The following is a 9958-nucleotide window of genomic DNA, read 5'->3' on the forward strand; positions in this document are numbered from 1 at the left end:
CAACACGAACTTCGTGTTGATTAAAACACCACAATCAAGCTGCCTTGCGGGGTGCCCCGCTCTGCAGCATCTGGCACGCCATGTCACCCACGGTGCGCAAGGCCTCCAGGTGGGCGGGCGACCAGTCGCCGCCCACGCCGATGCGCAGGCAGTTGCGAAACCGTCCGCTGGCGCTGAACACCGTGCCGGGTGCGATCAGGATCTGCCGGGCCAGGCAGGCCTCGTGCAGTTGCACCGAATCGAGCGCGCGCGGCAGCTCCAGCCACAGCAGCAGGCCGCCGGGCGGGTCACTCACGCGGGTACCCTGCGGGAAGTGCGCGGCAATCACATGGCGCACCTCGTCCATGCGCGCCGCCACGGCCGCGCGCAGCTGGCGCATGGCGGCAGCGTGGCCCGCCTGGGTGATGAGGTCGGCCAGGGCCAGCTCCAGCACGGCGGACTGGCCGCCCGCCTGCAGGTCCTTGATGGCGCGCAGCTTGTCGGCCCAGCGGCCGGCCTCCAGCCAGCCCAGGCGCAGGCCCGGCGCCAGCGTCTTGGAGAACGAGTCGCACAGCATCACATGGCCCGTGGTGTCGTAGGACTTGACGGTGCGGCGCATCTCGTCCACCTCGACCAAGTCGTTGTAGATCGCGTCCTCGATCACCGCCATGTCGTGCCGCGCCGCCATCTGCACCAGGCGCTTGCGCTCGGCCTGCGGCATGCAGCTGCCCAGCGGGTTGCTGAGCGTGGGCACCACCATCACGGCCTTGACCGGCTGGGTGTCCAGCGCCAACTGCAGCGCATCGAGCGACAGGCCGTGGCGTGGGTGGGTGGGAATCTCCAGCGCCTTGAGGTGCAGGCCCTGCAGCACCTCCAGAAACGAAAAATGCGTGGGCGACTCCAGCGCCACCACGTCGCCCGGCTGCGTCACCGCGCGCAGGCACAGCGCAATGCTGTCCATGCAGCCCCCGGTGATCACAATGTTCTCAGGGTCCAGACTGCAGCCCAGGCTGACGGCGTAGCGCGCCAGGGCGCGGCGCGCATCCTCGTGGCCCGACGAACCGGGGTAGGTGCACAGCAGGTTGCGGTGGCGCTGCGCGGCACGCACCACGGCGCGGCGCACGCGGTCGGGGTTGAACAGCTCGGGGCCGGGCGTGCCGCTGCTGTACGAAATGATGTCCACCGGCTGTTTGCGCCCCAGGATGCGCTGGCCCAGCCAGTCCACCGACACCTCACGCGGCCGGCGCATGGGGCGTGGCGTGCTGGGCTCGGGCAGACTTACCGGCCGCGCCGCCACAAAAAAGCCGGAGCGCGGGCGCGCGGTGATCAGGCGCGCATCTTCGAGCCAGTGGTAGGCCTGCACCACCGTGGTCTGCGCCACGCCGTGCTGGCGCGCCAGCTCTCGCACCGAGGGCAGCTTTTCGCCACGCGCCATGGTGCCGTTGCGGATCAGCTGCGCGAGCTGCTCGGCGAGTTGCAGGTACAGCGGGGGTGCGTCATCGGTGGCCATGCTGCATTCTGTACTGGTACCTTGGCCAACAGACAGTACAGAAACGACCCAGTGCGTACAGTACAGATGGGCTGGTTCACTGTTCTGTACTGGGCCAGATCGCTCGTGCCTGTGGCTGGTGGCCCACGGCAGCTGGCCGCACAGTGAAGGCATGAAAACGCTGCACACCCCCACCCCACCGTCGCCCACGCTGCCCACTCAGCCTGCGGTGCCCCTCACCCTGCAATGGAAACGCCAGCCTCTGCCGCCACTACAGGCCGTCCAGGTGCTGGACTTCCGCGCGGGCGACATCGCCCTGCTCGAAGTCGAACAGGGCCGCGTCTGGGTGACCTGTGATGGTCTGCTGGAGGATTATTTTCTGGAGGCTGGGCAGCGCCTGTCTTTCGCCGGACCGGTGCGGCTGCGCGTCAGCGCCGAAGGCCACCGGCCTGCAAGGCTGAGCTGGGCGCAGCACCGGGCCGTGGAAGGCGCCGCTTATCCGCCTGCGCCCTCTATAGCCTCCGCGCCGGCCGCAACCCCTCAGCCCAGGACAACAGCCCCCACGCAGGGCACCCTGCCCCGGAGCGCGATCAGCGCGGCTTGACGGGCGTGGTCAGCCGCATCTCAGCGGCCTGCGCGTGGGCCTGCAGGCCCTCGCCGTAGGCCAGCTCGGCAGCAATGGTGCCCAGCACCTGGGCACCGGCCTCGCTCACCTCGATGAGGCTGCTGCGTTTCTGGAAGTCGTACACGCCCAGCGGCGACGAGAAGCGCGCCGTGCCGCTGGTGGGCAGCACGTGGTTGGGGCCTGCGCAGTAGTCGCCCAGGCTTTCGGAGGTGTAGGCCCCCAGGAAGATCGCGCCCGCGTGGCGCAGCAGCGGCTCCCAGCGGTGTGGGTCGGTGCTGCTCACTTCCAGGTGTTCCGGTGCGATGCGGTTGCTGATCGCGCAGGCTTCTTCCATGTCCTTGGTGAGGATCAGCGCGCCGCGGCCGGTGAGGCTCTTGGCGATGATCTCGGCACGCGGCATGGTAGGCAGCAGGCGGTCGATCTCGCGCTGCACGGCGTCGAGGTAGGCGGCGTCGGGACACAGCAGGATGCTCTGCGCCAGCTCGTCATGTTCGGCCTGGCTGAAGAGATCCATCGCCACCCAATCGGGCGGCGTGGTGCCATCGGCCAGCACCAGGATTTCGCTCGGGCCCGCGATCATGTCGATGCCCACGGTGCCGAACACGCGCTTCTTGGCGCTGGCCACATAGGCGTTGCCGGGGCCGGTGATCTTGTCCACCTTGGGCACGGTCTCAGTTCCATACGCCAGCGCGGCCACGGCCTGGGCGCCGCCGATGGTGAAGGCGCGGGTCACACCGGCCACGTAGGCGGCTGCCAGCACCAGCTCGTTGCGCTCGCCCTTCGTCGAGGTGCCCTCGCCCGTTCCACCGGTCGCCACGCTGCCGCGTACGGGCGTGGGCACAACCATGATGATTTCCTGCACGCCCGCCACATGGGCCGGGATGGCGTTCATCAGCAGGCTGGACGGGTAGGCGGCCTTGCCGCCGGGCACATAGATGCCCACGCGGTCCAGCGGTGTGACCTTCTGGCCCAGCAGCGTGCCATCTTCGTCGCGGTAGCTCCAGCTCTCGCCCAAGGCCTTCTTCTGCGCTTCGTGATAGCTGCGCACGCGCTTCGCTGCAGCCTGCAGGGCGTCGCGCTGAGCCTGTGGAATGGCGTCGAACGCGGCCTTGAAGTCGGCCTGGGTCAGCTCCAGCGCGGCCATGTCGGGCGCAGAGAGGCCGTCGAAGCGAGCGGTGTATTCCAGCACCGCCGCGTCGCCGCGCTTTTGCACGTCGGCCAGGATGTCGGCCACGCGCTGCTCGATGGCCGCGTCGGTGTCGGCAGACCAATGCAGGCGGGCTGCAAAATCAGCCTCAAAAGTGGCCGCAGCGGTGGACAGACGGGCGGGAGCAGCTACCAAAGTCATAGTGTTAGTCGTTGGGTGGAGGTCAGTTCTTTTCGGCCGGTATGGCTGAGGCAAACGCATCGATGATGCGGCGCAGTGGCGCCTGCTTGAGCTTGAGCGCGGCCTGGTTCACGACCAGGTAGGAGCTGATGTCCATGATGCGCTCCACTTCGATGAGGTTGTTGGCCTTGAGGGTGTTGCCGGTGGAGACCAGGTCCACGATCGCATCGGCCAGGCCCGTGAGCGGCGCCAGTTCCATGCTGCCGTAGAGCTTGACCATGTCCACGTGCACGCCCTTGCTGGCAAAGAAGTCGCGCGCAATGCCGGTGTACTTGGTGGCGACCTTGAGGCGCGAGCCCTGCTTGACCGCCTGTGCGTAGTCGAAGTCGTTGCGTACGGCCACGCTCACGCGGCACTTGGCAATGCGCAGGTCCAGCGGCTGGTACAGGCCCTGGCCGCCGTGCTCGATGAGCGTGTCCTTGCCAGTCACGCCGATGTCGGCGCCGCCGTATTCCACATAGGTGGGAACGTCGGTGGCGCGCACCAGCACCACGCGCACATTGGGCTGGTTGGTGGGCAGGATGAGCTTGCGCGATTTTTCGGGGTCTTCGAGCACCTCGATGCCTGCAGCGGCCAGCAGCGGCAGAGTTTCGTCAAAGATGCGGCCCTTCGAAAGCGCCAGGGTGATCATGTTGCTGCTGCTCATGCTTTTACTCGTTCGATGTCGGCGCCAATGCCGCGCAGTTTGGCTTCCATGCAGTCGTAGCCGCGGTCCAGGTGGTAGATGCGGTCCACCACGGTTTCGCCGTCGGCCACCAGGCCGGCAATGACGAGGCTGGCCGATGCACGCAGGTCGGTGGCCATCACGGTGGCGCCGGACAGGCGGGGCACGCCCTCGATCACAGCCACCTTGCCATCCACCTGGATTTTGGCGCCCAGGCGAACCAGCTCGTTGACGTGCATGAAACGGTTTTCAAAAATCGTCTCGGTCACCGTGGCCGTGCCCTGGGCAATGCAGTTGAGCGCCATGAACTGGGCCTGCATGTCGGTGGGAAATCCGGGGTATTCGGTGGTGCGAAAGCCCTGGGCCTTGAGCGTGGCACCGCCTGCGCTTTGCACGCGGATGCCGCCCTCGACGGCTTGCACGGTTGCACCGGCCTCGCGCAGCTTTTCAATCACGGCGTCGAGGTGGTCGGCACGGCCATGACGCAGCACCACATCACCGCCCGTGGCGGCCACGGCGCACAAGAAGGTGCCTGCTTCAATGCGGTCTGCCACCACGCGGTGGGTGCAGCCGTGCAGTTGGTCCACGCCCTGGATGCGGATGCGGCTGGTGCCGTGGCCTTCGATCTTCGCGCCCATGGCGATCAGCATCTCGGCCAGGTCCGAAATCTCGGGCTCTTGCGCGGCGTTTTCCAGCACCGTCTCGCCCTCGGCCAGCGCGGCGGCCATGAGGAAGTTCTCGGTGCCTGTCACCGTGACCATGTCGGTGGTGATGCGCGCACCCTTCAGGCGCTTCCAGCCCGCGGGCAGCTTGGCGATCATGTAGCCGTGTTCGACCACGATCTCGGCGCCCATGGCGGCCAGGCCCTTGATGTGCTGGTCCACCGGGCGCGAACCGATGGCGCATCCGCCGGGCAGCGACACCGTGGCCTCGCCAAAGCGCGCCAGCAGCGGGCCCAGGGCCAGCACAGAGGCGCGCATGGTCTTGACCAGTTCGTACGGGGCTTCGGGCGTGCTCAGCGCGCTGGCGTTGATATGCACGGTGCCGTCGTCGGCCCGCTCCGCCGCCACGCCCATGTTGCGGATGAGCTTGAGCATGGTGCTCACGTCTTGCAGCTGGGGCACGTTGAGCAGCGTCACGGGCTCGGCCGTGAGCAGGGCGGCGCACAACTCCGGCAAGGCGGCGTTCTTGGCGCCGGAGACCAGCACCTCGCCTTGCAAGCTGCGTCCGCCGCGAATCAGGAGTTTGTCCATCTCAAATCACCAAAATAGGGTCAAAAGTGCCGCTTGCGCTAGTGGAATATGCGCTAGCAGCTATCAAAAAGTGAGTTCTAGTGGCTGTGCAGGCGCTACTGCGCCTGGGCGGCCCATTCGGCCGGGGTGAAGGTCTTCATCGACAGCGCGTGCACTTCGTCGGTGTGCATCTTCGCGCCCAGCGTGGCGTACACGCGCTGGTGGCGCTGGATGGCGCGCTTGCCCTCGAACTCGGCCGAGACAATGGTCGCGTACCAGTGGCGGCCGTCGCCTTCGAGCGTGATGTGTTCGCAGGCAAGGCCAGCGGTGATGAGGTCTTTGAGTTGATCAGCGGTCATGTCAATTCCGAATTTTGTAGCCCGTGCGCAAGAGGTGCACGGCCAGCGCGCTCACGGCCAGCCAGGCGATGCCCACGATGCCCAGGCTGAGCCAGGGCGAGGTGTCGCTCTGGCCGAAGAAGCCGTAGCGAAAGCCGTCGATCATGTAGAAGAACGGGTTGAGGTGGCTCACGGCCTGCCAGAACGGAGGCAGCGACTGGATCGAATAGAACACGCCCGACAGGAAGGTCATCGGCACGATGATGAAGTTCTGGAACGCAGCCATCTGGTCGAACTTGTCGGCCCAGAGCCCCGCGATCAACCCCAGCGTGGCCAGCAGCGCCGCGCCCAGCAGCGCAAAGGCCAGAATCCACAGCGGCGCCGCAAACTCGGGCCGCGCAAACGCCAGCGTGACGATGAACACACCCAGGCCCACCACCAGCCCGCGCACGATGGACGAGCCCACGTACGCACAGAACCAAGCCCAGTGCGACAGCGGCGTGAGCAGCACAAACACCAGGCTGCCCATGATCTTGCTCTGGATGATGCTGGACGAGCTGTTGGCGAACGCGTTCTGCAACACGCTCATCATCACGAGGCCCGGCACCAGGAAGGCCGTGTAGCTGATGCGGTCGTAGACCTTCACATGGTCTTCGAGCACGTGGCCAAAGATCAGCAGGTACAGCACGGCGGTGAGCACGGGGGCCGCGACGGTCTGGAAGCTGACCTTCCAGAAGCGCAACACCTCTTTGTAGAACAGAGTCTGCCAGCCGGTCATAGCGCAACGCCCTCCAGCGGGATGTTGGAAGCCGACGTGCCGGACATCACCTGCAGGAACACATCCTCCAGATCGGGCCGACGAATCTCCATGTCCTGCACCTCGACCCCGGCCATGCGCAAGGCAGCCAGGTGGTTTTCAATCTCGGCCGCGTCGTGGGCGGGCAACTGGACGATGCGACCGGTGACCCGCGCCACGGCACCCAGCGCGGGCGGCAGGGCCGTATCGGTCTTGAACTGCAGCACGCTGCCCGAGGCGGCCTTGAGCAGCTCGCTGGTGCGGTTGAGCGCCACCACTTGCCCTGCCTTAAGCATGGCGATGCGGCCGCACAAGGCCTCGGCTTCCTCCAGGTAGTGGGTGGTGAGCAGCACGGTGTGCCCTTCCTTGTTCAGGCGGGCGATGAAGTGCCACAGGGTCTGGCGCAGTTCCACGTCCACACCGGCTGTGGGTTCGTCCAACACGATGATGGGCGGCTTGTGCACCAATGCTTGCGCCACCAGCACGCGGCGCTTCATGCCGCCCGACAGCTGGCGCATATTGGCGTTGGCCTTGTCGGCCAGGCCCAGGTTTTCGAGCAGCTCGTCGATCCAGGCGTCATTGTTCTTCACGCCAAAGTAGCCCGACTGGATGCGCAGCGCCTCGCGCACGTTGAAGAAGGGGTCGAACACCAGTTCTTGCGGCACGATGCCCAGCTTGCGGCGGGCGTCGGCGTACTGGGCCTGCACGTCGCTACCCTGCACCAGCACGCGGCCGCTGGTGGCACGCGCCAAGCCGGCCAGGATGCTGATCAGGGTGGTTTTGCCGGCACCGTTGGGGCCGAGGAGCCCGAAGAACTCGCCCTCCTCAATGTCCAGGTTGACCTGGTTCAGTGCCTGAAAAGGACCTTTGGGCGTGGCAAAGGTCTTGGAGATGGCTTGGAAGGAGACTGCGGGCATGAAGCCTTCGATTTTAAGGCCTCAGCCCTCTGCAGGCGGGGCGGCCGCTTCAATGGCCCCTGGCGGGCGCTGGGGGCCCTCAGTTTCATGGCTTGGGTGGGCAAAGCCACCCGGGACCATGAAAGTTATTTCGTATCAAGGTGCGGCGACCAGCAGCGCATCCACCCCATACAACCCAGCCATGCCCGCCAGACCAGCGGGCATGCCTTGCACGGCAAACTGCTTGCCCTCGGACAAAGCTTCGCGCCGGCATTCGAGCAGCACGGCGAGGGCCGAGGTATCGAACACCGTCAGCGCATGGGCATCCACCATCACCGTGCTGTCGCGGTGCACCCGCAGGCCCTGCTTGAGCATGTGCAGACAGGCGGTGGCCTGACGGTGGGTGAGTTCGGGAGGCAGCACCAGCATGGCGAGGGGGCTGTCAGCCCTTGGCAGTGCCCGCATTGGTCTTGTTGCGGGCGGCCAGGGTGTCGATCAGGCCTTCAATGCCCTTGGCATTGATCTCCTGCGCGAACTGGCCTCGGTAGGTTTCTACCAGCCAGACGCCGAGCACATTCAGGTTGTAGATCTTCCAGCCTGCGCCATCGCCGGGAGTCTTTTCGAGGCGGTAGTCGAGCTGGATGGGGTCGCCCCGGCCCACGATTTCGGTACGGACCAGCACGTCCTTGTCTTCGGCGGCTGCGCGCAAGGGTTTGACCTGGATGGTCTGGTCGTTGACCTGGGCCAACGCACCGGCATAGGTGCGCACAAGCAGGATCTTGAACTCCTCCTGCAGCCGTTTTTGCTGCTCGGGCGTGGCCTGGCGCCAGCCGGGGCCGACGGCGGCGGCCGTCATGCGGCGGAAGTTGACGTTGGGCATCACCGTTTTATCGACCAACGCAATCACCTTGCTCAGGTCTCCGGCCTGGATGGCCTTGTCGGACTTCACCGTATTGAGCACATCGGCGGACAGCCGCTTGATCAGCGCGTCGGGTGCCTCGTCGGCCGCCAAAGCGGACAGTGGCAGGCTGAACGCGGCACTGGCTGCAATACAAAGGGCAACACGGCCCAGGGAACGTCGGTTCATCATCTTCTCGGCTTTCATCGGTGCGGGCTTGTGCCCGTCAAATCATTGTGGAGGTGCTGGCCCAATGGCATACGTCGCAGCGGTTGCGGGTTGCAAGCAAGTGCAACAGGGCCAGGCCCAGGGCGGAGCATGGTGCCCCGCGCGGCAGGCCATCAGCGGGGAGGCTCTTCCGGCAGCACGCCGTTGCTGGCGCCGCCGTCGTCCTTGCCTTCTGCATTCTGTGCCTCACCGGCATGGCTGCGCACTTGCAGGTACACGTCACGCGTAAAGCTGTACTTGTCCAGAGCGGCACTGTCGAGCACCGAGCTGGCGCGCAGCAGGTTGGCCCGCGTGTCCACCACGCGCAGGGCATACAACGAGTTGCGGGCAGAGACCGGGTCCACGTAGCTCACCACATTGCCCTTCATGTCCACCGGCAGCGCGAACGTGTCGCGCACGGTAGACGGCCCCAGGATGGGCAGCACCAGATACGGGCCCGTGCCCACGCCCCAGCGCCCCAGGGTCAGACCGAAGTCCTGCTTGTAGCGGTCAATGCCCAGCTCGCTGGCGATGTCCAGCAAGCCCCCCAGACCCATGAAGGTGTTCACATTGACCCGCATGAAGCTCGACGCAGCGGCCTCGCCGCGCAGCTGCAGCACGTTGTTCACGAACGACCAGACATCGCCCAGGTTCGCAAAGAAGTTGCTGACCCCCGTACGCACGGGCGCGGGCGTGACCTCCTTGTACGCCGTCGCCACGGGCTTGAGGACCATGGCATCGACCTGTTCATTGAAGTTGGTCATGCTGCGGTTGTACGACTCCAGCGGGTCGCGGGGGTCAGGGTTGGCCACCGTAGCGCACCCGGTGAGCAACACGGCCCCCAGCAGCAGCGCCAGGCTAGTCGCCAGGCGGGAAACGGACCACCTGTCGCCAGCGATGCTGGCGCGGAATGTAAGAAGTGAATGCATCATTTTTTGCCACCTGTCCCTGCAGGTTTTGCGCCGTCTTCGGCTTTGCTGTAAAGAAATTGTCCGATGAGGTTCTCAAGCACTACCGCCGACTGGGTGGACGTGATCGTGTCGCCCGCCGCCAGGTTTTTTTCGTCGGCACCGGCCTCAATCCCGATGTACTGCTCACCCAGCAGGCCGCTGGTCAGGATCTTGAGGGAGCTGTCCTTGGGAAACGCGTAGCGGTCCTCCATGGCCAGCGTGACACGCGCCTGGAAGGTCTTGTCGTCAAAAGTGATGGACTCCACGCGCCCCACCACCACCCCGGCGCTGCGCACTGCCGCCTGGGGCTTGAGGCCGCCAATGTTGTCGAACTTGGCGGTGATGCGGTAGCCCGAATGGAACTGTAGGCTCAGCAAGTTGGCTGACTGCAGCGCCAGAAACACCAGTGCCACCGCGCCCAGCATCACGAAGAGCCCTACCCACAGATCGTTTTTGGAACGTTGCATACCTTTGATTCCTAGAACTGCCAGCACCGC

The 9958-nt window shown here is 65.7% G+C and carries 12 protein-coding genes; 1 reads left to right on the forward strand and 11 read right to left on the reverse strand.

Annotated features, from left to right (window positions below; all coding sequences use genetic code 11):
- Nucleotides 1-34 precede the first annotated feature (34 nt).
- Complete coding sequence (locus DNK89_RS08820; RefSeq protein WP_110959733.1) at nucleotides 35-1489, reverse strand: PLP-dependent aminotransferase family protein; 1455 nt, start codon at nucleotides 1487-1489, stop codon at nucleotides 35-37.
- Nucleotides 1490-1640: 151 nt separating this feature from the next.
- Between DNK89_RS08820 and DNK89_RS08825 the strand changes: the two genes are divergently transcribed.
- Nucleotides 1641-2072, forward strand: a complete 432-nt coding sequence (locus DNK89_RS08825) for a DUF2917 domain-containing protein (RefSeq protein ID WP_110959734.1) — start codon at nucleotides 1641-1643, stop codon at nucleotides 2070-2072.
- Here DNK89_RS08825 and hisD read toward each other — a convergent pair.
- The 10 genes from hisD to mlaD all read right to left on the reverse strand — a co-directional run bounded on the left by hisD (nucleotide 2059) and on the right by mlaD (nucleotide 9928).
- Nucleotides 2059-3441 carry a histidinol dehydrogenase gene (gene hisD / locus DNK89_RS08830; RefSeq protein ID WP_110959735.1) on the reverse strand — a complete coding sequence of 461 codons (1383 nt, stop codon included), beginning with the start codon at nucleotides 3439-3441 and terminating at the stop codon, nucleotides 2059-2061. The two genes, DNK89_RS08825 and hisD, sit on opposite strands and share 14 nt — an antisense overlap.
- Nucleotides 3442-3463: 22 nt before the next feature.
- On the reverse strand, nucleotides 3464-4111 hold the full coding sequence (gene hisG / locus DNK89_RS08835) for an ATP phosphoribosyltransferase (RefSeq protein ID WP_056641761.1): 648 nt from the start codon (nucleotides 4109-4111) through the stop codon (nucleotides 3464-3466).
- 11 nt (nucleotides 4112-4122) lie between these two features.
- The gene (gene murA / locus DNK89_RS08840) at nucleotides 4123-5397 is read right to left on the reverse strand and encodes a UDP-N-acetylglucosamine 1-carboxyvinyltransferase (protein WP_110959736.1); all 1275 of its coding nucleotides are present in this window, start codon (nucleotides 5395-5397) and stop codon (nucleotides 4123-4125) included.
- Nucleotides 5398-5492: 95 nt separating this feature from the next.
- A complete protein-coding gene (locus DNK89_RS08845) occupies nucleotides 5493-5735 on the reverse strand; it encodes a BolA family protein (protein ID WP_060986008.1) in 243 nt (80 codons plus the stop codon).
- A 1-nt stretch (nucleotide 5736) separates the two neighbouring features.
- Nucleotides 5737-6492 (reverse strand): ABC transporter permease, encoded by a 756-nt coding sequence (locus DNK89_RS08850; protein ID WP_056060224.1) that lies wholly within the window; start codon nucleotides 6490-6492, stop codon nucleotides 5737-5739.
- On the reverse strand, nucleotides 6489-7427 hold the full coding sequence (locus DNK89_RS08855) for an ABC transporter ATP-binding protein (RefSeq protein ID WP_110959737.1): 939 nt from the start codon (nucleotides 7425-7427) through the stop codon (nucleotides 6489-6491). Before DNK89_RS08855 ends, DNK89_RS08850 begins: the two co-directional genes overlap by 4 nt.
- 135 nt (nucleotides 7428-7562) lie before the next feature.
- On the reverse strand, nucleotides 7563-7835 hold the full coding sequence (locus tag DNK89_RS08860; RefSeq protein WP_110959738.1) for an STAS domain-containing protein: 273 nt from the start codon (nucleotides 7833-7835) through the stop codon (nucleotides 7563-7565).
- Between the two features lie 13 nt (nucleotides 7836-7848).
- The gene (locus DNK89_RS08865) at nucleotides 7849-8496 is read right to left on the reverse strand and encodes a phospholipid-binding protein MlaC (protein WP_110959739.1); all 648 of its coding nucleotides are present in this window, start codon (nucleotides 8494-8496) and stop codon (nucleotides 7849-7851) included.
- Between the two features lie 149 nt (nucleotides 8497-8645).
- Nucleotides 8646-9440 carry a VacJ family lipoprotein gene (locus tag DNK89_RS08870; RefSeq protein ID WP_370220887.1) on the reverse strand — a complete coding sequence of 265 codons (795 nt, stop codon included), beginning with the start codon at nucleotides 9438-9440 and terminating at the stop codon, nucleotides 8646-8648.
- Nucleotides 9440-9928, reverse strand: a complete 489-nt coding sequence (mlaD, locus tag DNK89_RS08875) for an outer membrane lipid asymmetry maintenance protein MlaD (protein WP_015012671.1) — start codon at nucleotides 9926-9928, stop codon at nucleotides 9440-9442. Before mlaD ends, DNK89_RS08870 begins: the two co-directional genes overlap by 1 nt.
- Nucleotides 9929-9958: the final 30 nt, after the last annotated feature.

This window comes from Acidovorax sp. ST3 (assembly GCF_003231145.1).
Taxonomy (GTDB): domain Bacteria; phylum Pseudomonadota; class Gammaproteobacteria; order Burkholderiales; family Burkholderiaceae_C; genus Acidovorax.